General features: G+C 61.1%; 23 protein-coding genes and 1 other RNA gene. 13 read left to right on the top strand and 11 right to left on the bottom strand.

Going from position 1 to position 24,110, the window contains the following annotated elements; genetic code table 11:
* Positions 1–157 precede the first annotated feature (157 nt).
* From hemE to J8C01_RS02060, 5 genes are all read left to right on the top strand, one after another.
* Positions 158–1,186, top strand: coding sequence for a uroporphyrinogen decarboxylase (hemE, locus tag J8C01_RS02080; protein WP_211432218.1), 1,029 nt, complete (start codon positions 158–160; stop codon positions 1,184–1,186).
* A gap of 115 nt (positions 1,187–1,301) precedes the next feature.
* The gene (locus J8C01_RS02075; RefSeq protein ID WP_211432217.1) at positions 1,302–2,111 is read left to right on the top strand and encodes a Uma2 family endonuclease; all 810 of its coding nucleotides are present in this window, start codon (positions 1,302–1,304) and stop codon (positions 2,109–2,111) included.
* A 67-nt stretch (positions 2,112–2,178) separates the two neighbouring features.
* Positions 2,179–2,961: a Uma2 family endonuclease gene (locus tag J8C01_RS02070; protein WP_211432216.1), complete on the top strand. Its 783-nt coding sequence runs from the start codon at positions 2,179–2,181 to the stop codon at positions 2,959–2,961.
* 67 nt (positions 2,962–3,028) lie between these two features.
* Positions 3,029–3,874, top strand: a complete 846-nt coding sequence (locus J8C01_RS02065) for a Uma2 family endonuclease (protein ID WP_211432215.1) — start codon at positions 3,029–3,031, stop codon at positions 3,872–3,874.
* Between the two features lie 67 nt (positions 3,875–3,941).
* Complete coding sequence (locus J8C01_RS02060) at positions 3,942–4,976, top strand: Uma2 family endonuclease (protein WP_211432214.1); 1,035 nt, start codon at positions 3,942–3,944, stop codon at positions 4,974–4,976.
* Between the two features lie 82 nt (positions 4,977–5,058).
* Here J8C01_RS02060 and J8C01_RS02055 read toward each other — a convergent pair whose 3' ends face one another.
* The 7 genes from J8C01_RS02055 to J8C01_RS02025 all read right to left on the bottom strand — a co-directional run bounded on the left by J8C01_RS02055 (position 5,059) and on the right by J8C01_RS02025 (position 10,624).
* Entirely contained in the window at positions 5,059–5,691 is a 633-nt protein-coding gene (locus J8C01_RS02055) for a hypothetical protein (RefSeq protein ID WP_211432213.1), read from the bottom strand.
* Positions 5,692–5,817: 126 nt separating this feature from the next.
* On the bottom strand, positions 5,818–6,552 hold the full coding sequence (locus tag J8C01_RS02050; protein WP_211432212.1) for an FkbM family methyltransferase: 735 nt from the start codon (positions 6,550–6,552) through the stop codon (positions 5,818–5,820).
* Positions 6,549–7,298 (bottom strand): ABC transporter ATP-binding protein, encoded by a 750-nt coding sequence (locus tag J8C01_RS02045; protein ID WP_014098915.1) that lies wholly within the window; start codon positions 7,296–7,298, stop codon positions 6,549–6,551. Before J8C01_RS02045 ends, J8C01_RS02050 begins: the two co-directional genes overlap by 4 nt.
* 48 nt (positions 7,299–7,346) lie before the next feature.
* Complete coding sequence (locus J8C01_RS02040) at positions 7,347–8,447, bottom strand: DNA-methyltransferase (RefSeq protein WP_211432211.1); 1,101 nt, start codon at positions 8,445–8,447, stop codon at positions 7,347–7,349.
* A gap of 4 nt (positions 8,448–8,451) precedes the next feature.
* Positions 8,452–9,225: an ABC transporter ATP-binding protein gene (locus J8C01_RS02035; RefSeq protein ID WP_211432210.1), complete on the bottom strand. Its 774-nt coding sequence runs from the start codon at positions 9,223–9,225 to the stop codon at positions 8,452–8,454.
* A gap of 36 nt (positions 9,226–9,261) precedes the next feature.
* Positions 9,262–10,086 (bottom strand): LOG family protein, encoded by an 825-nt coding sequence (locus J8C01_RS02030; RefSeq protein WP_211432209.1) that lies wholly within the window; start codon positions 10,084–10,086, stop codon positions 9,262–9,264.
* Positions 10,087–10,318: 232 nt separating this feature from the next.
* The gene (locus J8C01_RS02025; protein WP_014098911.1) at positions 10,319–10,624 is read right to left on the bottom strand and encodes a chorismate mutase; all 306 of its coding nucleotides are present in this window, start codon (positions 10,622–10,624) and stop codon (positions 10,319–10,321) included.
* 167 nt (positions 10,625–10,791) lie between these two features.
* On the opposite strand from J8C01_RS02025, the gene J8C01_RS02020 reads away from it, so the two are divergent.
* From J8C01_RS02020 to J8C01_RS02010, 3 genes are all read left to right on the top strand, one after another.
* Positions 10,792–11,778, top strand: coding sequence for a CsgG/HfaB family protein (locus J8C01_RS02020; protein ID WP_211432208.1), 987 nt, complete (start codon positions 10,792–10,794; stop codon positions 11,776–11,778).
* An 82-nt stretch (positions 11,779–11,860) separates the two neighbouring features.
* The gene (locus tag J8C01_RS02015; RefSeq protein ID WP_148263900.1) at positions 11,861–13,159 is read left to right on the top strand and encodes a hypothetical protein; all 1,299 of its coding nucleotides are present in this window, start codon (positions 11,861–11,863) and stop codon (positions 13,157–13,159) included.
* Between the two features lie 127 nt (positions 13,160–13,286).
* Positions 13,287–14,513, top strand: a complete 1,227-nt coding sequence (locus J8C01_RS02010; protein WP_211432207.1) for an ABC transporter permease — start codon at positions 13,287–13,289, stop codon at positions 14,511–14,513.
* Between the two features lie 26 nt (positions 14,514–14,539).
* Here the strand turns inward: J8C01_RS02010 and J8C01_RS02005 are convergent, their stop codons facing one another.
* The 3 genes from J8C01_RS02005 to J8C01_RS01995 form a co-directional block, all read right to left on the bottom strand.
* Positions 14,540–15,439 (bottom strand): histone deacetylase family protein, encoded by a 900-nt coding sequence (locus tag J8C01_RS02005; RefSeq protein ID WP_211432206.1) that lies wholly within the window; start codon positions 15,437–15,439, stop codon positions 14,540–14,542.
* Between the two features lie 6 nt (positions 15,440–15,445).
* Positions 15,446–16,039, bottom strand: coding sequence for a Fur family transcriptional regulator (locus J8C01_RS02000; protein WP_211432205.1), 594 nt, complete (start codon positions 16,037–16,039; stop codon positions 15,446–15,448).
* 61 nt (positions 16,040–16,100) lie between these two features.
* Positions 16,101–17,522 carry a M48 family metallopeptidase gene (locus J8C01_RS01995; protein ID WP_211432204.1) on the bottom strand — a complete coding sequence of 474 codons (1,422 nt, stop codon included), beginning with the start codon at positions 17,520–17,522 and terminating at the stop codon, positions 16,101–16,103.
* A 219-nt stretch (positions 17,523–17,741) separates the two neighbouring features.
* On the opposite strand from J8C01_RS01995, the gene J8C01_RS01990 reads away from it, so the two are divergent.
* Both J8C01_RS01990 and J8C01_RS01985 read left to right on the top strand, forming a co-directional pair.
* Positions 17,742–19,367, top strand: coding sequence for a long-chain fatty acid--CoA ligase (locus tag J8C01_RS01990; RefSeq protein WP_211432203.1), 1,626 nt, complete (start codon positions 17,742–17,744; stop codon positions 19,365–19,367).
* Complete coding sequence (locus J8C01_RS01985; protein WP_211432202.1) at positions 19,364–20,038, top strand: hypothetical protein; 675 nt, start codon at positions 19,364–19,366, stop codon at positions 20,036–20,038. Before J8C01_RS01990 ends, J8C01_RS01985 begins: the two co-directional genes overlap by 4 nt.
* 1,075 nt (positions 20,039–21,113) lie before the next feature.
* Here J8C01_RS01985 and J8C01_RS01980 read toward each other — a convergent pair.
* Positions 21,114–21,680: a hypothetical protein gene (locus tag J8C01_RS01980; protein WP_014098902.1), complete on the bottom strand. Its 567-nt coding sequence runs from the start codon at positions 21,678–21,680 to the stop codon at positions 21,114–21,116.
* Positions 21,681–21,912: 232 nt separating this feature from the next.
* Here J8C01_RS01980 and ffs point away from each other — a divergent pair.
* The 3 genes from ffs to J8C01_RS01965 all read left to right on the top strand — a co-directional run bounded on the left by ffs (position 21,913) and on the right by J8C01_RS01965 (position 24,061).
* An RNA gene (gene ffs / locus J8C01_RS01975) (signal recognition particle sRNA small type) lies at positions 21,913–22,010 on the top strand.
* Between the two features lie 71 nt (positions 22,011–22,081).
* Entirely contained in the window at positions 22,082–23,419 is a 1,338-nt protein-coding gene (eno, locus tag J8C01_RS01970; protein WP_014098901.1) for a phosphopyruvate hydratase, read from the top strand.
* A 3-nt stretch (positions 23,420–23,422) separates the two neighbouring features.
* Positions 23,423–24,061, top strand: coding sequence for a phosphatidylserine decarboxylase (locus tag J8C01_RS01965; protein ID WP_014098900.1), 639 nt, complete (start codon positions 23,423–23,425; stop codon positions 24,059–24,061).
* Positions 24,062–24,110: the final 49 nt, after the last annotated feature.

Here is a 24,110-nt window from a genome sequence, read left to right as displayed (position 1 = left end):
GTCGGCAGCACGGCCGGTTTCGGGCGCAGTGAGCCATTCGTAGCATGCCTGGGCAGGCCAATTCGACAATGACTTTCATCGGACGGGCAATGTAGATTGCCTTCAAGGTCGTCCCTGCGCGGCGACAACTCTTTTGCCACCTGCGAGTCTCACGCCCATGCCTCTCAAAAATGACCTGTTGGTTCGCGCTGCGCGCTGCCAGCCCGTTGAACGTACGCCTGTCTGGATGATGCGCCAGGCCGGACGCTACCTGCCGGAGTACCGCGCCGTACGCAAGGACCTGCCGTTTCTGACCCTGTGCAAGACCGTTGATCTGGCCGTCGAAGTTTCCCTGCAACCGCTCCGCATTCTGGGAGTGGATGCCGTCATCATGTTTTCCGACATCCTCATTCCGGTTGAGGCAATGGGGCTGGAAGTGCATTTGACGGAAAAAACTGGGCCCAAAATGCCGCACCCGGTGCGCTCGGCCGCTGACGTGGAAGCCCTGCGCGTCCCTGACCCGGTCGAAACAATGCCGTTTGTCTATGACATCATTCGGACGCTCAAGCGCGAGATTGCCGATGCCGTTCCGCTGCTTGGGTTTGCTGGCGCGCCCTGGACGCTGGCGGCCTACATGATCGAGGGGGGCAGCTCGAAGAACTACCACATTATCAAGAGCCTGATGTACAGCGAGCCGGCGGTCTTTCACCGGCTTATGGAAAAGCTGGCCGACACGCAGGCACTCTATCTGAAAGCCCAGATTGAAGCTGGAATTGACGCCCTGCAACTCTTTGACTCGTGGGCGGGCGAACTGTCGCCGGAAGATTTTGCCACCTTTGCCCTGCCCTACATTCAGCGGGTCTTTGAGCAGGTCGGGTCGGCTGTGCCGCGCATACTCTACGTCAACGGCAGCGCCCACCTGCTCGAAGGCATGGCCGCTTCAGGTGCCGAGGTGCTCAGCATTGACTGGCGAACTGACCTGGCCGAGGCGGTACGGCGTACTCAGGGACGGGTCGCGCTGCAGGGGAATCTCGATCCCTGCCGCCTGCTTGGGCCGCGCGAGGGTATCCTGCGTGGCGTCGAAGACATCCGTGCCAAAGCCAAGGATGCGCCGGGTCATATCATGAACCTGGGGCATGGTATCCTGCCGCCAACGCCGGTGGAAAACGCCCAGACGTTTATTGCCGCAGCTCAGGGACGATTGTAAGCCCCGCTTGTAATTGCCGCAGCCGCGCACTCACAGCCACCGGCGGTTTCTGACGGATCACATGGCAACTTGGTTCTGCCCGGCCGGACCGGGTTGCCGTGGCGGAGGGTAGGTTATGACATCACCTGTGGAAGCTGGACCTGTGGAAGCCGTGGGGCGGGCGTTGGACTTCACGGAAGACTTCACGCAGGAGTTGCCCTGTGAGGACGGGATACCCTTGGAGAATCTCTGGCATCGGCTGCAAATCAACCTGCTTGACGACTGTGTTCACCAGCTTTGGCGTGGGCGGACGGACTTTTATGCTGGTGGCAATATGTTTGTCTATTACAGCCTTCAGCAGGTGCAGCGGCAGGACTACAAGGGGCCGGACTTTTTCGTGGTGAAGGACGTGGACGGGTCGTACGTGCGACCGTGCTGGGTGGCGTGGCGGGAAGGCGGGCGGTTGCCGGACGTGATTGTGGAGTTGCTGTCGCCCTCGACGCGGGGAGTGGATTTGGGGGCGAAGAAGGCGCTGTACGAGCGGGTGTTTCGGACGCGGGAGTATTTTTGTTACGGGCCAGACCCGACGCAGGGTGGAGAGCCGGAGTTGCTGGGGTGGGTGCTGGGGCGTGATGGGTACGAGGCGCTGGTGGCGGATGAGCGTGGGTGGCTGTGGAGTCGGGTGTTTGGGGCGTGGGTGGGGGAGTGGGAAGGCGAGTATCACGGGGCGCGGAGTCGGTGGTTGCGGCTGTATGATGCCGAGGGGCGGTTGATTCCAACGGAAGCTGAAGCCGAACGAAAACGCGCCGAAGCCGCCCAAGCTGAGACGGAAGCTGAACGGAGACGCGCGGAAGCGGCCGAGGCGCGGGCGGCGGCGCTGGAGGCGGAACTGGCACGGGTGCAGGCGCTGTTGTCGAACCAACCCGAAAAACCATCGCAGCCCTAGCGTGGATTTCAGGCTGGAACAATCACCCGGTGGCTGCATCGCTGACATCAGGCGGGAGGGACAACCAATGACATCACCCGTGGAAGCCGTATCTGTAGCAGCTGGACCTGTGGAAGCCGTGGGGCAGGCGTTGGACTTCACGGAAGACTTCACGCAGGAGTTGCCCTGTGAGGACGGGATACCCTTGGAGAATCTCTGGCATCGGCTGCAAATCAACCTGCTTGACGACTGTGTTCACCAGCTTTGGCGTGGGCGGACGGACTTTTATGCTGGTGGCAATATGTTTGTCTATTACAGCCTTCAGCAGGTGCAGCGGCAGGACTACAAGGGGCCGGACTTTTTCGTGGTGAAGGACGTGGACGGGTCGTACGTGCGACCGTGCTGGGTGGCGTGGCGGGAGGGCGGGCGGTTGCCGGACGTGATTGTGGAGTTGCTGTCGCCCTCGACGCGGAGTGTGGACTTGGGGGCGAAGAAGGCGTTGTACGAGCGGGTGTTTCGGACGCGGGAGTATTTTTGTTACGGGCCGGACCCGACACAGGGTGGAGAGCCGGAGTTGCTGGGGTGGGTGCTGGGGCGTGATGGGTACGAGGCGCTGGTGGCGGATGAGCGTGGGTGGCTGTGGAGTCGGGTGTTTGGGGCGTGGGTGGGGGAGTGGGAAGGCGAGTATCACGGGGCGCGGAGTCGGTGGCTGCGGCTGTATGATGCCGAGGGACGGTTGATTCCGACGGAAGCCGAAGCCGAACGGAGACGTGCGGAAGCGGCTGAAGCGCGGGCAGCGGCGCTGGAGGCGGAACTGGCACGGGTGCAGGCGCTGTTGTCGAACCAACCCGAAAAACCATCGCAGCCCTAGCGTGGATTTCAGGCTGGAACAATCACCCGGTGGCTGCATCGCTGACATCAGGCGGGAGGGACAACCAATGACATCACCCGTGGAAGCCGTATCTGTAGCAGCTGGACCTGTGGAAGCCGTGGGGCAGGCGTTGGACTTCACGGAAGACTTCACGCAGGAGTTGCCCTGTGAGGACGGGATACCCTTGGAGAATCTCTGGCATCGGCTGCAAATCAACCTGCTTGACGACTGTGTTCACCAGCTTTGGCGTGGGCGGACGGACTTTTATGCTGGTGGCAATATGTTTGTCTATTACAGCCTTCAGCAGGTGCAGCGGCAGGACTACAAGGGGCCGGACTTTTTCGTGGTGAAGGACGTGGACGGGTCGTACGTGCGACCGTGCTGGGTGGCGTGGCGGGAGGGCGGGCGGTTGCCGGACGTGATTGTGGAGTTGCTGTCGCCCTCGACGCGGAGTGTGGACTTGGGGGCGAAGAAGGCGTTGTACGAGCGGGTGTTTCGGACGCGGGAGTATTTTTGTTACGGGCCAGACCCGACGCAGGGTGGAGAGCCGGAGTTGCTGGGGTGGGTGCTGGGGCGTGATGGGTACGAGGCGCTGGTGGCGGATGAGCGTGGGTGGTTGTGGAGTCGGGTGTTTGGGGCGTGGGTGGGGGAGTGGGAAGGCGAGTATCACGGGGCGCGGAGTCGGTGGTTGCGGCTGTACGATGCCGAGGGACGGTTGATTCCGACGGCAGCGGAAGCGGCGCAGGCGGAAGCGGCACGCGCCCAGGCGGAGGCAGAACGTGCCCGGGCCGAGGCCGAAGCTGAACGGAGACGCGCGGAAGCGGCTGAAGCGCGGGCGGCGGCGCTGGAGGCGGAACTGGCACGGGTGCAGGCGCTGTTGTCGAACCAACCCGAAAAACCATCGCAGCCCTAGCGTGGATTTCAGGCTGGAACAATCACCCGGTGGCTGCATCGCTGACATCAGGCGGGAGGGACAACCAATGACATCACCCGTGGAAGCCGTATCTGTAGCAGCTGGACCTGTGGAAGCCGTGGGGCAGGCGTTGGACTTCACGGAAGACTTCACCCGGGAACTGCCCTGTGAGGACGGGATACCCTTGGAGAATCTCTGGCATCGGCTGCAAATCAACCTGCTCGATGACTGTGTTCACCAGCTTTGGCGTGGGCGGACGGACTTTTATGCCGGTGGCAATATGTTTGTCTATTACAGCCTTCAGCAGGTACAGCGGCAGGACTACAAGGGGCCGGACTTTTTCGTGGTGAAGGACGTGGACGGGTCGTACGTGCGACCGTGCTGGGTGGCGTGGCGGGAGGGCGGGCGGTTGCCGGACGTGATTGTGGAGTTGCTGTCGCCCTCGACGCGGAGTGTGGACTTGGGGGCGAAGAAGGCGTTGTACGAGCGGGTGTTTCGGACGCGGGAGTATTTTTGTTACGGGCCAGACCCGACGCAGGGTGGAGAGCCGGAGTTGCTGGGGTGGGTGCTGGGGCGTGATGGGTACGAGGCGCTGGTGGCGGATGAGCGTGGGTGGCTGTGGAGTCGGGTGTTTGGGGCGTGGGTGGGGGAGTGGGAAGGCGAGTATCACGGGGCGCGGAGTCGGTGGTTGCGGCTGTACGATGCCGAGGGACGGTTGATTCCGACGGCAGCGGAAGCGGCGCAGGCGGAAGCGGCACGCGCCCAGGCGGAAGCCGAACGCGCCCAGGCGGAAGCCGAACGCGCTCAAGCGGAAGCCGAACGCGCTCAAGCTGAGGCGGAACGTGCCCAAGCAGAAGCGGAGGCCGAACGAAAACGTGCTGAAGCCGCCCAAGCTGAGGCCGAAGCCGAACGAAAACGCGCTGAAGCCGCCCAGGCGGAAGCTGAGACTGCAAGAACCCGTGCCGAAGCTGCTCAGGCTCAGGCGGAATCTGAACGAAAACGTGCTGAAGCGGCCGAAGCACAGGCAGCAGCTCTGGCTGCCGAGATTGAGCGGCTGCGACGCCTGCTCCAAAACCAGCCAGAAAACAAGCCGGGCGGTTGAGCAACCGCCAGTTCCACTTCAATCGTTTACGCCCAGACAGCCCTCACGCCAGCTTTCCAACAGCCTGGCACAGCCGCAAAATTCATCGCTCAGGGGATTCTGCCCCCCCTTGTTTATCATCAGCCTCGATGGCGCGTTTGCCATCCGGCAGTTGCCGCACTTGGTAGTAGCCCAACGTAGGCGCCCATTGCCGTCCATCCTGGAAAGCGACGGACATAATGGCGACCCGGGCCGTTGCTGGCGAAGACAGGCGGCCGCCCCCCAGTCCGGGGCTGCTCATACCATTGTAGTGCCGTTCATCCACATGGAACGTCTGAAATCCATCGTCAGACTTGAGCGGAATCTTGACCTGCCGGCCCTGTATGTCCAGCAGCAACGCCACATCCAGACGCTCGACCATCTGGGGGCGTTCAATCCATTGAAGGTGCACGGTGAGGTGACGCAGCCAATCCCTGTCGGCTGAAAGCCTGATCTCGTGGCGGTGGTGCTCACGTGTCGTCAGCAGCGGGATGTCGAATGTGCTGGAAACTTTGGTTTGCGGATGGGTGTAGGTGATTTGCGCAATATGCGCTGGTGGGTTGAGACCACCATAGACCACCAGTGTCGGCTCATTTGGCGTACCTGCCTGCGCCAAACCGGTGGATGGAAGCCAGAGGATCAGACTGGCAAGCAGCGCCAGCCCCCAAACGGACGCCAGTCGGACGTTGTTTCGCATCGTTACCTCCAGGGTTCAGGATGCACGCAAGCGTGCACGGAAACAGAATGCACCACATCAGTTGACGCAAATGGACTGTTGCAGAGGATGCCATACGTGCCCCCCCGCAAGCGACAAACATCGGACTCAGGCCGTCGCCGCGCCACCCACCGGCGCGCGAAGTCGGGCAGGGTTGATGAACAGGGCGTTGGCATAATACAGCCGTCCATCTTCATGATGAGACAGTTCGTAAAGGCCAAAGAAGGCGAAACCATGACGGCTTAGAAACTCATGCAAGGCAAAAAAGTTAGTAGCTTCTCCAGCTTTCTCAAAGCCCATTTCAGCATAAATAAACGTCGTCGTCGGCAGATAATCCACCGCTCCGGCCAGAACCGGAATCTCATAGTTTTGGGTATCAATCTTGAAGAAATCAATTCGCGGAAGAGCTAGCTTCTTGGCGATGTTTTGTGCTGTCTCAACCTGAACTTCCTCAGATTGACCAGTTGGTGAAGGCTGGTTGAGTGCTGGATTGAGTGAGTTATGCCCTGAATACCTTTGCAGGTGCATGACTTCAACTTTGGGCTGCTCCCCCAAAGCAACATTCAAAAGTGTCACGTTCGGAAGGTGGCCAACCCGACGCTCAAGCTCATTGAAGGTAGCCTTGACCGGCTCAAAGGCCACGATGTGAGCGTGTGGAAATGCCCCCCGAAGCCAGCAAACGGTTTCGCCGACATTGGCCCCGACATCAAAAATGACCTGTACCGATGACAGCGGGACAAGCCGCCGGATGTCGAGGATGACATCCATTTGTTTGGGCGCGTACGCGGTCTTGAAAACCGTGTATCCAGCCTTCTCGATAAGCCGTCGGATGAACTTTTTCATTGCCCCAGATAGGCTTCCCGTACACGGGCGTCCTGCAGAAGTTCAGCGGCGCTGCCGGTCAGCAGGACACGCCCGGTTTCCAGCACATACCCGCGACTGGAACAGCTCAGCGCCAGGTGTGCGTTCTGTTCGACGAGCAGGATCGTCAACCCCTCGCGGTTGAGTTCCCCAAGCGCGTCAAAAATCGCCTGTGTGACGAGTGGCGCCAGCCCCAGCGACGGCTCATCCAGAAGCAGCAGCGTCGGACGGCTCATCAGCGCCCTTCCAATGGCCACCATCTGCTGCTCGCCCCCGGAAAGCGTTCCGGCCCGCTGCCGGAGCCGCTCTCTGACGCGCGGAAACAGCGTACACACGTGGTCGAGGTCGCGGCGAAACTGCTTCCGGTCCGGCTGGCGGTAAGCGCCGAGTTCGAGATTTTCGAGCACCGTCAGGTCGGGGAAAATGCCCCGCCCTTCGGGGGCGAGGGCAATGCCGCGTGCAACAATCTCGTGCGTGGGACGTGCCGTGATGCTTTCGCCATTGAACACAACCCGGCCCCGCTTCGGCTTGAGCAGTCCGACGATGGTTTTCAGCGTCGTCGTTTTGCCGGCCCCGTTGGCGCCGATGAGGGTCACGATTTCCCCCCTGCCCACCGTCAGCGACACATCGTGCAGCGCCTCGATGGACCCATAAGCCACACCGAGGTTTTCCACGGTCAGCAGCGACGTTCCATCAGCCGGCGGGTGGTGATTGGGCGCAACCGACATCGTTGCCTCTTTCCAAAACAGGGCTTCTGTGTGGCGCTTTGATGGGCGCTACGGCAAGGTCACATCGAGCAGCGAGGTCTGCAAGGCCACGCCGGCTAACCGCCGACGTGCATAGTCGCAGTAGTCAGGATTGATGTCCACTCCCAGGTAGTGGCGGTTCAGCCTCTTGGCGGCAACCGCTGTCGTTCCCGAACCAAGAAAGGGATCGAGGACGACATCCCCGGGGCGCGTCAACAGCCGGATGAACTCCGTTACGACCGCCTCTGGAAAGACAGCCCGGTGGGGACAACCCTTGAGCGATTCGACCGGCGTTTCAATGACATCGCGTTTGAGTCGCGCACCATGCATGCGAATGACGGTGAAGCCATCGCGTTCCAGATGAATGTTTCGCCCGCCTTCCCGCCCCCCAAAAGGCACGGAATGGATGCCACGGATTTTCATGCGGAAGTCCTGAATCTCACCGCGCCGCACCTCGGCAATCGCATTTTCCAGCGCCAGGCGCGCCTGTGCTTTCTGGTCAGGAGTCAGCGTCGAGGACTCGATGAGGCGAAAATACCGCTGTCCGATCCGCTTTCCCCGGCGGGTGGCGTCGGGTGGCTTTGTCTGGCACAGAAAACTCTCCGGGAAATACTGGTAGGCATCCGAAATGACAAAGTGAAAAAACGGTTCGGTGCTGGAGACAAGCCGCCGCCGAAAATGACGTGGTGTGGGATTACGCTTGACCCAGGTGATGGCATTCACGAGGCGTACCGGAAAACGCTCCATCGCAGCCACGGCGAAGCGATATGGAATCAGCATCAGCCCACGGTGGGCGTACTTGTCACCGATGTTGATGACAAGGCTGCCTGTTGGCTTGAGCAGACGCACACAGTGCCCAAAAATGTTCAGCAGGACTTCCAGATAGTCCTTCAGGCTGGTTTCGTTGCCAATGCCGCCGCCGTAATCCCGCTGGCGAAAGTAAGGCGGCGAGGTCAACACCAAATCCACTGTGCCGGACGGCAGCGATGACAGCAAAACCAGACTGTCCCCACACAGAATCTGGTTCCGTGGCAGTTGTAAAGCTTCAGCCCCTCCTTGTTCCCCAACGGATGCTCCCAGCTCCTGCCCGCCCGGCTCCTGCCCGTAGGTATCACCTGTAACAAACATCATTGCCTCAGGCCCGGCCAAGGTAAGCAGCAATCACCCGGGCGTCCTGTTTGATCTCATCCGGCGTGCCCACCGCAATGGTCTGCCCCTGCTCGACGACGTGAATCCGCTCACAAGCCCCCATCACCACCCGCATGTTGTGCTCAACCAGAACGACCGTCAGCTTGAAATCCTCGCGGAGTTGACGAATCTGACGCATCAGGGCGAGGGATTCCTGGGGGTTCATACCGGCTGCCGGCTCATCCAGCAGCAGGGCCTTGGGGCGGGTGGCCAGGGCGCGGGCAATTTCGAGCCGCCGCTGGTTGCCATAGGAAAGACTTTTCGCCGGGGCATGCTGCTGGGCGGCCAGCCCAAAACGCTCCAGAAGTTCCAGAGCGAACTCGCGTTGTTCGCGTTCTTCGGCCTGCTGGCGGCGCGTACGCAGGATGGTGGCCAGCACACCCGACCGACTCTGGCTGTGGCAGGCGGTCATGACGTTTTCCAGAACCGACAGTTCACCAAAAAGGCGGATGTTCTGAAACGTCCGGGCCAGCCCGCGCCGCGCAATGGCGTGGGGCGGCAACCCGACGATGCTCTGGCCTTCAAACTGTACATCGCCTGAAGTCGGCCGATAGACGCCGGTCAGGACGTTGAAAATCGTCGTTTTACCGGCCCCGTTCGGGCCGATGAGGCCAAAGACCTGGCCGGGTGCAACCGTCAGGTCAAGGTCTTTGACAGCAACCAGTCCACCAAAACGGACGGTCGTGGACTTGGTGGCCAAAAGTGCTGGCGCAGACGACATGGAAGCCTGTTTCTGCCTCGCTTACCCCCAGAAGTGTCAGTCACTAAAGGCCGGACCTTCTTCCGGCTGGCCGTAAATCTCCAGCAGACAGTCCCGCAGATAGACAAAAGCCTCTTCCGGGCTGTTGGCGTAGCGAAAGAAATTCAGGTCGGCAGACGAAATCATGCCCCATCTGACCAGCGCTTCAAAGTTGAGCACCTCACGCCAGTAAGCTTCGCCATAAATGACAATCGGCATCCGGCGGTTGAGCTTGCGCGTCTGAAGGAGCGTCAGGACTTCGAGCAACTCATCGAGCGTTCCGAACCCACCCGGAAAGATGACCAGTGCCTTGGCCGGATAGACCAGCCAGAACTTCCTCATGAAGAAGTAGTGAAACTCAAAGCACAGTTCAGGCGAAATGTAGGGATTCGGATACTGCTCGAAGGGAAGGCTGATGTTGAACCCGACCGACTTGCCGCCGGCAATGGCAGCGCCACGATTGGCGGCTTCCATAATCCCCGGACCGCCGCCGGAGCAGACCAGAAACCGGCGCTGCGTCGTTGGCAGACTCATGGCCCAGGTCGTGAGCATCCGGGACAGGTCCACCGCGTCATCATAGAAATGGGACAGCGCCGGGTCCGTGTGCTCTCCGTTGGTTTCCTCCGGTTCGTACTCCGGTGGGTACTTGCCTTCAGGATGGGGGTGAATGCGGGCCGAGCCGAAAAACACGATGGTGTCGCGTACCTGGTGCTGCTGCAACCGGACGGCCGGTTCGAGGTATTCACTCTGGATACGAATGATGCGCGCCGCGCGGCTTTCGAGAAATTCGTGATTGCGATAGGCCTTTGGAGGTTTGGCCAACCGCCGAGGGGTTTCGGTCATCGAGGTTGTCCACTCTCAACTAGGGTTCCGCGCCATTGTCAGCCATTTCCCGCATGCCTTTCCAGGCTGCCGTGCGGTTGGCAGGTCATTGTTTCGGCTGACCGGCAGGCAGCATTCCTTTTTAGCACAGCACCGGCCGGGCAACGACTGAAAAGTGGCTGACATCTTGCCGAGCGTACGCAACGCGGTGACGCAGGCAGCCTGCTGGCTTTCAGCCTGTTGGCTTTCAAGCCTACCGGCCCTCGTGAGAAGCCGCCGGCGTGTCTTCCGGTGTTCCCAGAACCCGATGTTCAAGCCGGCGTGACTCGGCAATGATGGACTCAAAAAGCCGCCGTACCGCCTGGTCATCAAGCGGCCCGGTATTGCTGGCGATGACCTGCGTCAACACTTCCATTTCGCGCGCTGGGATGTGTACCGGCAGCCCCTGCGCGTGTTTGAGGTGCGCAATGGCAATGACCAGTTCGGCGCGCCGATTCAGCAACGCCAGCAACTGGGCATCGGTTTCATCAATCAATCGCCGGTATTCATGCAACGTCATGAAAGCACCCGACCAGACAGGACTGAACCCACCAGCGCGGCCCCCGCCTGGCAACCAGAACATCGGATGTAGGTTTTCTCACATTACACAACGCTTTGTGCTACTTTCCAGCTTCATCTGGAAGACACACGCCACAGCCATTTTTACTGGAGACGACACGACCCACTATGAAGTATCACAAGTTTTTCCTGGCATTCGTCGTCGGCGGCTGCCTGCTCGCCGTCGTTGGGGGGACGCAGGTCTTTGCGCAACGCCAGACCAGCGACTCCCCGGCAAGTGACATGCGGAGCAACCAGCCGAAGAAAGGCAAAATCAGGGTGGCCATTATTCCGCAGGACAACCAGCGCGGCTGGACCAAGGACATCATGGTGGCCGAACTGGAGACGGCGCTCGCTGGCGGCCGGTTCGACATCCTGTCCCGCGACTCCCTCAACTCCATCATTGCAGAACAAAAGCTCGCCAACTCCGATCTGGCCGATCCCAACAACGCCATCAAAGTTGGGCGACTTGGCTCGGCGCAGTACATCATCGTCGCCAAGTGCGTTTCGATTGATGTGAAGGAAGGTGGCGTCAGTATCGGCGGTTTTGGACGCCGCGAAAAGAAGATGACCACCAAGGTCAACATACAGCTTATCAGTGCCGAGACCGGCTCGGTCATCAAGTCAGAAAACTACGACGCCAGCGATGCCACCACCTCGACGCGGGTGGGCAGTTTTGGCGGCAATACGGCCGATGCACCCGGACAGGAATCCTTCACCAAGATGATTAAGACCTTTGCGCAGCGCTTCGCCGAAGTCGTCAGCCTGGAAGTGCCGTTTGAAACCACAGTGGCCATGGTGCGGGATGGGCAGGTCATCATCCGCAGTGGAGCAGCCGATGGCGTTCAGGAAGGGATTCAGTTTGATGTCATCCTCGAAGGGGAACCCATCCGGGACGCGGACGGAACCATTCTGGAACGCATCACGAACCGCGTGGCCACGCTGCGCGCCGCGAAGGTCAGTGAGAAAGTCACCTACTGCGATGTGGTTCAGACCTTCGATCCGAATTCAAAGGTGGCCGATCCGACACCCAACCTCGGACGCATCCAAACCGACATGACCGTACGGCAGGTCGCACGGGTGACAGCCCCGCCACCCCGCCGCAACAAGCCGTAGTCAATAGTCTGGTCATCCCCCCGGCCCGGGACTACCCACCGGGGATGTTGTGCTGGACATATCGGGCTTCAAGGAGGTCCCAGTGAAACCCATACGACGATTCGGTTTGCATCTCTTCACGGCTGCCTGCGTGGCGCTGCTTGCCGCAACGCTCCCGGCTCAGGCCGAAACGCTCAAAAAACGTTACACTTTTGACTACAACCCGGCCACTCGTGCGGCTTCGGAAGCGCGCGCCAAGTCAAAAGCCCGGAAACAATTCCTGGCGGACTTCCTTGAAGCCAAGTTCTCCCGCGCCATTATCGAAAGCCTGGCCGAGGAAATTGACATTGCCCTCGATCCACCGGATGCGTTCCTGACCGATTTCAAAATTACCAACACGCGCTTCAACGACGATGAGACCAAGATCATTCTGACCGTTGAAGGTGATGTCAACCTGCCGGCCATGGTGTCGGCTCTGGTTCAAAACAAGGTGCTCAGCTTTGGCGAGCGCCCGCCGCGCGTGATGTTCCTGCCCTCCAGCCGCTTTGATGACCCGAAAGCGGCCAAGACGCTGCGCGCCCTCGTCTATGAGCAGATGCGCCAGGCGGGGCTGCAATCGGTGGCGTTCGAGGGGGTGACGGAGATTACCTCGGTGCAAATCAAGCAATCGCCCAACGGGCTGCGGGTGCTCGCCAAGCAGGCACTTCAGTATGGGGCGGACTACCTCATCTATGTGGACCCAGAAACGGACAACCGCCCGGCCAGCATCGGCGGTTATATCTGCGACGCAAACTTCATCTACACGGTCATGCGCCCCAACGACAACCGCATTCTGGGCGAAGGCGTGATTACGAGCCGTGGCAGCGCCAATTCCGCGATGGTGGCCTTCGGCAAAGCCCTGGACGAAGCAGCCCCCATCCTGATGACGCGCGCTGTCGGGCAACTGTACCAGTCCATTTTCGCAGATAGCGATGTCATCTACGATCAGAAGCAGCTCAGGAACAACATCGCCCTGACCGTCTATGGCAAAACCTCGCCCCAGCAGACGCAGGCCATCATCAAGGCCCTGCAGGCGCAGAATGCCTACGTGACACTCGGCGTCGGCGGCGTGGGCGACCGCATGACGGTTGAAACGACGCTGGAGCTGCTCGATCTCTACAACTTCTTCAACAACCAGACCTTTGAAGCCGGAGGGATGAAATTCAAGGCACCCGTCGTCAGCTACGGCGAAAACACGCTCGAAGTGGAGATTGTCCCCCCAAACGGGCAACCCCGGAAAGCCCGGGCGACGAACCCGCCGCCCCGGCGGCCGCGTCCGTCGGACACCGGCGCTTCAACCAGGCCCAAAGGCATCGTGTGCAACCTCAAGCCGTCGCTGCGGGCGCCGGCCTTTGTGCAGTGACCGGTGGCGGTGAGCCACCGTTTCCTTTTGCCAGCCCCCTGACAGCCGTCCCGCTCGGCGCGAGATGGCTGTCGTGGGGCTGTTTCCCTACCGGACAGCGGCCCGGCTCTGTTAGAGTCGGTGGACTATGAGCTGGTATGAGGTCTTTCGTCTGGCCCTGGATGCCATCTGGGCGCACAAGCTGCGTTCCTTTCTCACCCTGCTGGGCATCATCATCGGGGTGGCCAGCGTCACGGCCGTGGCAACCGTCATCGAGGGCTTCAGCGAGTACGTCAACGAAAAAGTGGCCGTCTATGGCACCGGGGCGCTCACCGTCGAAAAGGCTGCCTTTCAGGGCTTTGCAGACTTCGAGAAATTCCTGCGCGCCCTTCAGCGCAATCCTGATCTGACGACGGAAGACCTGCGGGCGCTGCGCGAGCAACTGACCCTGGCCGATGAAGTCGCGGCGCAGGACGGCTCGGCAGCGGATGTCCGCTATGGCAACACGGTGGTTACACTGGTGGGCATCCAGGGTGTCACGGCCAACTTCAATGACCTGTCCACCGTTGAACTTGCCCAGGGGCGCGTCATCAGTCCTTTCGATGAAGAAAACCGCCGCGCTGTGTGCGTGCTTGGCGCCGACGTGGCCAAAGAGCTTTTTCCCCGGGGCGACGCCATTGGCAAGACCGTCAAGCTGGGGCGTGATCCCTATGAGGTCATCGGCGTTGCCAAGCCGCTCGGCACGTTTCTTGGTCAGTCGCAGGACAACTACGTGCAGATTCCGCTCACCACGTTTCACAAAGTCTATGGTGAACGGCGCTCGCTGACCCTGTACGTCCGTCCGCGCCGGGGGGTGCCGACGGAACTCGTCGAAGATGAAATTCGCGCCATTCTGCGGACGCGACACCATCTTTCACCCCGTGAAGAAGACGACTTCAGCATCACAAGCGATCCGGCCACGCAGGGCATCTTCACGACCCTGCTTGCCACGGTCAGCGCCGTGGTGCTGCCCATCACGGGTATTTCCCTTGTCGTCGGCGGCATCGTCATCATGAACATCATGCTGGTTTCCGTCACCGAGCGAACCCGTGAAATCGGCATCCGCAAAAGCCTGGGGGCGCGCCGGCGCGACATCCTGCGCCAGTTTCTGGCGGAATCGGCCCTGCTGTCGCTGATTGGCGGCATCATCGGGCTGGTGCTGGCCTACCTGGTGATGCTGATCGTGTCGCACTTCTCCGGGTTGCCGGTCGCGCTACCGCTTTGGGCCGTGGCGCTGGCGCTGGTTGTGTCGGGGAGTGTCGGACTGTTTTTTGGGATTTATCCAGCCAGCAAGGCGGCCCGGCTCGATCCCATTCAGGCCCTACGCGCCGATTGAAGCCCGGCTTCACTGAACAGTTTTCTTCACCCGAAGACCTCGCGGGCTGCGCGGTAGGTGTTGCAGTGGGCTTCGACCGTATCCTGGCGGTCACGGGCATAGCCGCCTGAAAGCGTGATGGTGACTGGAATGCCGGCCTGCCGGCAGGTGCGCAGTACAAACTCGTCCCGGCGCCTGAGACCCTCCAGTGTCAGCGCCAGCCGACCGAAACGGTCGTGGACATAGGGGTCCACCCCGGCCAGGTAAAACACCAGGTCAGGGCGAAACGCCGCCAGAATGCGCGGCACATACTCGCGCAGAATCTCCAGATAGGCCGCATCCGTCATGCCATCCGGCAGCTCCAGGTCAAGCGAACCCGGCGGTTTCCGCAGCGGATAGTTGTTCCGTCCGTGCATCGAAAAGGTGAAGACATCCGACTCGCCGGCGAAAATGACGGCGTTGGCATTTCCCTGGTGAACATCGCAGTCAATGAGCGCCACCCGGCCGACATCACCCTCGCGCTGGAGCACCCGGACAGCAATCGCAATGTCGTTGAGGACACAGAAGCCCTCGCCATGATCGGGGAAGGCATGGTGCGTGCCCCCGGCAAGGTTGCCGGCGACGCCCTCTGCCAGGGCGTGGCGGGCGGCATTGAGTGTCCCCTGGGCCGCCAGCCGCGCGCGCATCACCAGTCCTTCCGACCACGGCAGCCCCAGACGGCGCAGTTCGCGTGGTGTCAACTGACCGGCGGCTAGGCGCGTCCAGTAATCACGGGTGTGGGCCAGCAGGATGTCTTCCTCGCGGGCGGGGGCCGGAGCGACCACATCCTCTGGTGACAGCGTGCCTTCTGCGGTCAGCCGGGCGTGCACCAGTGGAAACTTGACCATCGGAAACACGTGGGCATCACCGATGTCCACGAAGTAACCCGGCGCATAAGATACAAACATGCGGTGTCAGTTGTGGCCAGACGGTGTGGCAGACCCGGCCTGACGCATCTTCCCTTCCTGAACTGCACCCGGACGCTTGCGGCAATAGGGGGGGTAGTCGTCGCGGTTGGTGTAGTACGCCTCACACATCCCAAACACCCGATGACTGTGGTCGGCAATGACAAAGCCGTACTGCTTGGCGATTTCCTCTTGCAGGCGTTCAATCTCCGGGCTGAAAAACTCGATGAGCGCGTCACACTCCGTACAGATCAGATGGTCGTGGTGATCGTGCTTGTACTCGTGTTCGTAGCGTGCGCGCCCATCGTTGAAGTTGACTTCACGGGCCAGTTTGGCTTCGACAAGCAGGCGCAGGGTTCGATAGACCGTCGTGAAGCCAACGGTTTTGTCGCGCTGTTTGACGAGGTCGTAGAGTTCCTCGACGCTCAGGTGCGCCTCGGTTTCCAGAAACGTCCGCAGGATGAGGTCCCGCTGGGCCGTCCGCTTGAGCCGATGCTTGACCAGGTGGCGGTGAAACAGCTCAAACTCCTCGTGAAAAGCATCGTCGGCCGGCTGGCTCTGGGGCGATGGTGTTTTCTCCGGCTGCTCAAGATGTTGCGGCATGGCTTACATCCTCTGACACAATTCACCCTGACCGCCGGGCTGACGGTACAGCCACCTGGACTCACTGACTGCCAAGGTAGCGGAAGCCACGGCCGGTCCACTCCCAAACATAGCGAAGTCCCCGCTGGCTGACGATGACAACCTGCGCCCGCTGCCGGCTACTGACCGGGATGATGCCGACGGCTGCGACCTCTCTTGGCGCAAGCGGCAGCACGTTGGTTCGTTGCCCACGGTCTTCGATGAACAGCGGATAGACCCGCCCGCTGACGTCCACCAGCGCGCCGACGCGCCCGTCCTGCTCGTAAGCAATCACGGTATCGTTGCCGATGGCATCGCTGCCGAGCATGTCTCCACGTACGGCGCGCAGCGGATGGGCACCCTGAAGATCGGCGCGGTGGAAAATTTCTTCCGCGTCTTCGTAGGAGACTTCCCGGCTGCGGGGCGGCTCAGAGGCTGTCGGGTCTGAACCTGTATCCCGTGATGCCGACCACACTTCATCCTCCGGTGTCGGCGGAACTGCCCTTCCGGTTACGCCCAGGCGACGCTGAACGTCAACGAAGGCCTGGGTCGTCCGTACCCCGCGCTGATCCGATCCTGCCAGGTACTGCGCAATTTCACGCCGGGTATTCTGGAGGCGTTCCGCTGGCGGCGGGTGGGAGGCAAAGATTTTGTCAAACAGGCCGGGACTGCTCTGCATCAGCGAACCGAGCAGGCGGAACATGTTGTTCATTTCCTCGGTGTTGTAGCCGGCGTGGTACATGTCGTACAGCCCAAGGAAATCGGCTTCGCGCTCCTGATCGCGTGACCGCTGAAACAGCTTGCCACCGGCGATGAGGGTCACGGCCAGTTGCCCAAGCTGACCGATCGCGCCGTTACCCAACAAAATTCCAGCAATGCCGATAATAAGACCTGTCGTTTGCGTCCGGCGGAGTGTGGCGCTCAGGTGATAGCCAACGTTGTGGCCGACTTCGTGGGCCAGAACGGCGGCCAGTTGCCCTTCGGTCGTCGCCTGTTTGATGAGTCCTGTGTGGATGTAAATGCGCCCGCCGCCGGGTGTGAAAGCGTTAATCTGGTCGTTTTCCACGACATAGAACTGGTAGGGCAGGTCTGGTCGCCCGGAAACTTCCGCCACCCGTCGTCCGACCTGGTTGACATAGTTGACGATAACCGGGTCAGTCACAAAACGGTACTGTTTCGAGATTTCCTGATGGGCCATTTCCGCAAACGCCAACTCATCCCGGAGAGACATGGCCCCACGGGCGCGCGCCCGGTCGTCGAGCCGCCGGAACTTGTCGTACGGGTTGGGTCCGGCAGAACGGTTGCGGTTGTCGGCCCAGACCGGCACGCCCAAGGCGCTCATCAGCACCAGACCGACCATGAGCATGGCCATGCTGCGCGTCATCCGGCTGCGTCGAGGCTGTTTCCTGCGCTGTCCCACGGCGGCCACACCTTCCGGCTGTGACTTCAAATCCCGGCTTGACATGAGTATCATCCCTTTCCGATGGTCTGCGGCATCAAGCATCCAGACACCACCACATACATGAATCACTAACAAGACGGCTGTAGGTTGCCAGACCAGCCTTTCGATGAATGACAAACGGAGGGCGCTGCATTTCATCCCACCGTGGCTTCGTGCAGAAGGGTTTCGGCGGCAAAGATTGTACAAAACGAATCATTCCACGCAAGGAGCGCAAGGTTGCCTATGTTACAGGGTTTGATGATGGACTATCCCCTGACCATGACACATTTTCTCGAACGTGCCCGGCGGTATCACCACGATGTCGAAATAGTCACCAAACGCCCCGACGGCTCACTGCACCGCTACACGTACGGCGACGCCTACCGGCGGGTTTGCCGTCTGGCGCATGCGCTGGCCAGGCTGGGCGTCGAACAGGGCGACCGGATTGGCTCCCTGGCCTGGAATCACTACCAGCACCTTGAGCTGTACTTTGCCGTTCCCTGCTACGGGGCGGTGATGCACACGCTCAACCTGCGCCTGGCACCCGACCAACTGACCTACGTCATCAATCACGCGGCCGACCGCATCATTTTCGTGGATGCCAGCCTCGTCCCGCTGCTGGAAGCCATTCAACCGCACCTGACGAGCGTCCAGCACTTTGTCATCATCAATGCCCCGCCGGACTTTACGACCAAGCTGCCCAACGTCCGGCACTACGAAGAGCTGCTTGAGGGCGAGCCGGACACATTCGACTTTCCCCGGCTGGACGAACGGGCGGCGGCCGGGCTGTGCTACACCAGCGGCACGACGGGGAAACCAAAGGGCGTTCTCTACAGCCACCGGTCGCAGTTCATCCACACGATTGCGGCTGGGGGCGGAGACGCCCTCTCACTCAGAGGGACGGACACCGTCATTGCGGTTGTCCCGATGTTTCACGCCAACGCCTGGGCGCTGCCTTATCTGAGTGCTTCGCTTGGCTTCAAGTTCGTGTTGCCGGGCCCGCACCTCAAGCCGGAAACCCTGGCGCAACTCATCCAGGATGAAAAAGTCACCGTGGCAGCCGGCGTCCCGACGCTCTGGATTGGGATGTATCAGGCTATCAAGGCGCATGGCTTCGATGTTTCCAGTCTGCGGGCGCTCATCGTGGGCGGCGCGGCGTTTCCCAAGACTTGGATCGAAGCCTACGAGAAAGAACTGGGCATACCGGTCGTTCACGCTTGGGGTATGACCGAGATGTCGCCGATGGGCACCTCCACCGGCACGCTCAGTCATCGCACAGACCTTTCCATTGACGAGAAAATCGCCATCAAAACCCACCAGGGCTACGCCCCGCCCGGCGTCGAAATGCGCATCGTGGGCGATGATGGCCGTGAAATGCCTTGGGATGGCAAGTCGGTGGGCGAAATCCAGGTGCGCGGCCCCTGGGTCGTGGGTGCGTACTACAACGACGACTCGGTCGCGGCGCAGTTCACACCCGACGGCTGGTTTCGTACCGGCGACGTGGCCACCATTGATCCCAAAGGGCTGCTGACCATCACCGACCGGACGAAGGACCTCATCAAAAGCGGCGGCGAATGGATTTCGAGCGTGGCGCTGGAAAACGTCATCATGTCGCATCCGAAGGTACTGGAAGCAGCGGTCATTGCCATCCCGAATGAAAAGTGGAGCGAACGGCCGCTGGCATTGGTCGTCCCGCGCAACCCTGATGACCGTCCAACACCGGAGGAACTCCACGAACTGGTGTTGGCGCACTGTGCCAAGTTCTGGGTTCCCGATGAGTTTCGCTTTGTGGAGAGCATCCCCAAAACGTCGGTGGGTAAGTTTGACAAGAAGGTACTCCGTCAGATGTACGCCGAAGGCAAGCTGTGAACCCGGGACGACGTTGGCTCAGGTTGGCACTTAATCTGGCGCTGTCGGTTGGGCTGCTGCTGGGGTGGGCACCTGGGTGGTGTCCGCCCGCCGCAGGGGCACAGGGTGAAACCTACCGCTACGAGTTTGAGCAGCCCAACTTCCTTGTGACGCGGATTGTCATCGTTCTCGATGCGGAGGGACGCGGCACGCTCGAATATGTCGAAAAGGACATACCGGCGCCGACCCGCGCTCCGGTGACGCTGCGCCCTGAATCGCTGGCGCGTCTTCGACGGCTGGCGGAACAGGTGGCGTCCCTGCCGTCCGCTCCGCCTTCGGAAAAACATTCCAACCTGGGGTTGAGCAAGCTGTCGCTGGTGGTCAACGGCCAACCGGTTACGGTGGCTTTTACCTACACGCCTCATCCGGCTTTGCTTGAGTTGGGGCAGTTCTTTCGGGGAATCGTCACGCAGCACCAGCGGGTCAGTCAGATTGAAGTGGCACGGCGCTATCAACCGCTTGACATGCCCAAACTGCTGCGTGACCTGGAAGCCGACCTCAATGCCAGGCGCATCGCCGAGCCGGCAGCCCTGGCTGACCTGCTGGCGGGTCTGGCCAATGACCTGCGGTTGTCGCTCATTGCGCGCAACCACGCCAGGCGGCTGTACGACCGGATTAGCGGGAAGACCTGAAAGCCTGGGAGCGCGGGCGTCCCGCCCGCATGCTTTCGGTTCGGCCTGGGCATGTTTCGCCTGTGCGGCGTACAACAAGCCAAAATGTGCAGGCGGGTCACCTGTGTTGTTGGGGTGACATTCAACCGTCGCCACGCGACGGGGGGTGTGGGACGCCTGTGACCCGTGGGTTGAAACCCACGGCTAAAATCAGGCGTCGCTGACGCGACGGGGCTGGGAGCGCGGGCGTCCCGCCCGCATGCTTTCGGTTCGGCCCGGGCATGTTTCGCCTGTGCGGCGTACAACAAGCCAAAATGTGCAGGCGGGTCACCTGTGTTGTTGGGGTGACATTCAACCGTCGCCACGCGACGGGGGGGTGTGGGACACCTGTGACCCGTGGGTTGAAACCCACGGCTAAAATCAGGCGTCGCTGACTCGACGGCCCCTGGGAGCGCGGGCGTCCCGCCCGCACTTTGTTTTTGGCGGGCAATTGGGGAGGATGCCAATGGGTTGGGGTTTCCATCGAACAGGAGATTTTGCCCGTCCGCATCCCCAGTAGATGAAATTTGTCTGTCGCGTAGCGACGCCTGAACTTAGCCGTGGGTTTCACCCACGGATCGCAGCATCCACCCATTCACCGTCGCGTCAGCGACGGCTGAATGCCATCCATCGGGGATTCGTACGTGCAAGATGCCTGTGTTTTTGGAAGGTGCGGGCGGGACGCCTGCGCTCCCAGCCCCGTCGCGTAGCGACAGTTGATTTTAGCCGTGGGTTTCAACCCACGGATCGCAGCATCCACCCATTCACCGTCGCGTCAGCGACGGTTCAATGCCCTCCGTCGGAGATTTCGTGCGGGCAGGATGCCCATGTTTCCGGGAAGGTGCGGGCGGGACGCCCGCGCTCCCAGCCCCGTCGCGTAGCGACAGTTGATTTTAGCCGTGGGTTTCAACCCACGGATCGCGGCATCCCTACACACCCCGTCGCGTCAGCGACGGTTCAATGCCCTCCGTCGGAGATTCGCGCGGGCAAGAGTCCCATGCTCCCGGAAAGGTGCGGGCGGGACGCCCGCACTCCCCAGGCAACCAGCCGAGCACCCTCACGGGCGGCGGGCCTTGCCGTTCTGCCGGGCTTCCTCCAGCAGGGTCAGAATTTCCTGTTTGACTTCCGCAAAGGGCCGCGGCTGCCCACGCGGGACCTCCCCTCGCCGTGCCTCGGATGCCCCGGTTGCCACGGTCGCTGCCCCCCCGTCCGCTACCTCACCGGAGCGTCCGCGCCAGTTCTCGACTGTATCCCCGTTTATCAGAAACTGCCCATACTGCCAGTTGACCGTATGAAACAGGGTTTGATCACGGGCCAGAAAGACCAGCATTTCCTGCTGGGGCGCATACACATCGCGGGCGCAGTAGGTGGTGCTCATCGCCCATACCCGCACTTCCTGACGGCGCGGATCGCCATAAATGACCTCGACGATTTCAAGCGTCGCCAACTGTCCATACATCGGATTGCGAATGTTTTTGGTGGAGCGCACCCGCACCCGCGCAATGAGATCGGCGCTCAGGACGAGTTCGCGCGTCTCCATCACGCGCATGTTGCACTGGGCATCCACGGAGACAGGCAGCAGAGAAAAACACACAAATGCAATGAGACAGAACAAAAAACGCATGCGGATTGAGCAATAGAGCCGACGGAATCAGAGCCTGAGCATAAGCCGGGCATTGTAACTCAAACCGGCTGCTTGGAAAGCCCTGCTTGAGTCAAATGACCAGAACCCTGCCCGTCAATAACGCCCACTCCAGACGCGCGTGCCATTTCCTGTTTCCCGGCCAGTGAATTGACACCCCGGCTTTTGCGGCCTATAGTCGTTGGGCTTGTCACACGGCAGGCGCATATCAGGCTTTCGGGTCCCGCGCGTCCAAGGGCTCACGAACCCCGCCAGGGTAGAGATACAGCAACGGTAGTGAGTTTGCGGAGTGTGCGGGGAAACTCGAAAGCCTGGCTTCATTTTTACGCCTTTTTCAAGCCACGACGTTCCGCATTCCCTTGCACTGACGAGGCATCACCCCCATGGGACTCACCATCGAACGCATCCACGCCCGCGAAATCCTTGACTCACGCGGCAATCCGACCGTCGAAGCCGATGTCGTGCTTTCCAACGGACTCGTGGGAACGGCCGCCGTTCCCTCCGGGGCTTCAACCGGCGAGAACGAAGCCCTTGAACTCCGCGACGGCGATAAGCGCCGCTACCTCGGCAAGGGCGTCCAAAAGGCCGTGACCAACGTCAATACCACGATTGCCAAACGTCTCGTGGGCCGCGACCCCCTCGACCAGCAGGGACTCGACCGGGACCTGCTCGCGCTCGACGGCACCCCCAACAAACGCAAGCTCGGCGCCAATGCCATGCTGGCTGTGTCGCTGGCCACGGCCCGCGCTGCCGCCCAGGCCGTCGGATTGCCACTGTACCGCTACCTTGGCGGCACCCACGCCCGGACGCTCCCCGTCCCGCTGATGAACATCCTCAACGGCGGCGCGCACGCCGACAACAACGTGGACTTCCAGGAGTTCATGATTGCCCCCTGCGGTGCGGCCACCTTTGCCGAAGCCCTCCGCTGGGGCGCCGAGATTTTCCACACCCTCAAGGGCGTGCTCCGCAAACGCAACTACAACACGGCCGTCGGTGACGAAGGCGGCTTTGCGCCCAACCTCCGTTCCAACGAGGAAGCCATTGAACTCGTGCTCGAAGCCATCACCCAGGCCGGCTACAAACCCGGCGTACAGGTGGCCGTGGCGCTTGACCCCGCGGCCAGCGAATTTTTCGAGGGCGGCCACTACATCTTCAAAAAATCCGACAAGTCCAAGCACACCCCCGAAGCCATGGTGGAATACTGGGCTGACTGGGTACGAAAATATCCCATTATCTCCATCGAAGACGGACTGGCCGAAAACGACTGGACCGGCTGGGCGTTGCTGACGAAAGCCCTGGGCGACCGGGTACAACTGGTAGGTGATGACCTTTTCGTGACAAACGTGACGTATCTGCGCAAAGGCATTGAGCAGCACGTTGGCAACTCGATTCTCATCAAGGTCAACCAGATTGGCACGCTGACCGAAACCATGGATACCGTCGAACTGGCGCGAAACCATGGCTACACGGCCATCATTTCGCACCGGTCGGGAGAAACCGAAGACGCCTTCATTGCCGACCTCGCCGTGGCGCTCAACACAGGACAGATCAAAACCGGTTCGGCCAGCCGGAGCGACCGCCTGGCGAAGTACAACCGTCTGCTGCGGATCGAAGAACAGCTTGGGGCCAGTGCCAGTTATCCCGGCCTCCAGGCGTTCTACAACGTGAAGGTCGAGCCGGCCAAAGCCACGACTTCCCGCGCCACCCGCAACGAACGTTGAGCAATGGCCAAGGAAGCCTATCCCTACCTGCTCTGGTGCGGTCTGGCCGCGGCGCTGCTTGCCCCGGCGGCGCTCTGGTGGCCTCCGGCGTGGGGACTCGTAGCCGTGGTTGGCCTTGTGGCCGCCTTCGTGGCCTACTTTTTTCGTGACCCGGAGCGCCAGATTCCGCCCGGCAGCGATATTGTCGTCTCGCCGGCCGACGGGCGCATCACCCGCCTGGCTCCGGTGACGCCCGGCGACCCGGCTTCACCGTGGCTGGTGAGCATTTTTCTCTCGCCGCTGGACGTGCACATCAACCGGGCGCCCATCGCCGGCATCATCCGGGATGTCCTGCACCGGCCCGGACAGTTCAAAAGCGCCCTGCGGGAAGATGCGGCACTCATCAACGAGCAGTTCATCGTCGTGCTGGAAGGAACGCACATCACCGTCACCCTCAAACAAATCGCCGGACTCATTGCCCGCCGGTGCGTTTTGTGGAAAGGCGTCGGCGATCAGGTTGCCTGTGGCGAGCGGATTGGTCTCATCAAGTTCAGTTCACGGACTGATCTCATCGTCCCGGCCGAAGTTGAACTCCAGGTGCGCCAGGGGCAGCGGGTCAAGGGCGGCACCACCATCATCGGACGGATTCGCCCACTGGACTAGCGCCAACGCCTTTGCTGGCGCCAACGCCTTTGCCGGCGCCAACGCCTTG

This window comes from Chloracidobacterium sp. D, from assembly GCF_018304685.1.
Classification (GTDB): Bacteria; Acidobacteriota; Blastocatellia; order Chloracidobacteriales; family Chloracidobacteriaceae; genus Chloracidobacterium; species Chloracidobacterium thermophilum.
Note: the sequence above shows the minus strand (reverse complement) of the source record. Positions and strands in the feature narration are given on the sequence as shown.